This window comes from Falsihalocynthiibacter sp. CO-5D18 (genome assembly GCF_041205445.1).
Lineage (GTDB): Bacteria > Pseudomonadota > Alphaproteobacteria > Rhodobacterales > Rhodobacteraceae > Falsihalocynthiibacter > Falsihalocynthiibacter arcticus.
In genome coordinates this window covers 1-475 of the sequence record NZ_JBGFCF010000093.1, presented here as the reverse complement: position 1 = coordinate 475, position 475 = coordinate 1, and the positions used below count along the sequence as shown (strand labels likewise).

Genomic DNA, 475 nt, shown 5'->3' with positions numbered 1-475 from the left:
AAAACGGTCAGCGTACGTTGCTCAACCACATTGTCAGCGTTGACAACCAGCGCCATAGGCACGCCGCGACGATCACGGCTAACAGCTTGTTGTGGCACCAAAATCGCGTCTTTCACCACGCCTTGCGGCATTTCAACCTGCACGTACATCCCGGGCAGAAGGAAGCCTTCGGAGTTGGGAAACGACAGGCGCAACACAATGGTGCCCGTGGTTTCTTTCACATGCGGCTCAGCGGCGGAAAGCTCGCCTTGATGTTCATAGATCGTGCCATCCGCAAGTTTGAGTTCCACAACCTGACCAAGCTCTTCTGCGAATTTTGCACCACCGTCGGCGCGGCGCCAGCGGAGGATATCGGCGGCGGCTTGCGTCACATCGACATGGACCGGATCAATCGTGCGGATCGTGGTAAGCGGCGTTGCTTGGCCAGAGGTCACAAGCGCGCCCTGACTAACTTCGCTCAACCCGACAACCCCTG

1 protein-coding gene is annotated in these 475 nt (G+C 57.9%); it reads right to left on the bottom strand.

Going from position 1 to position 475, the window contains the following annotated elements:
- Positions 1-461: HlyD family secretion protein (locus AB9F27_RS22075; protein WP_369758230.1), on the bottom strand; the 461-nt coding region annotated here is incomplete at its 3' end.
- Positions 462-475 lie beyond the last annotated feature (14 nt).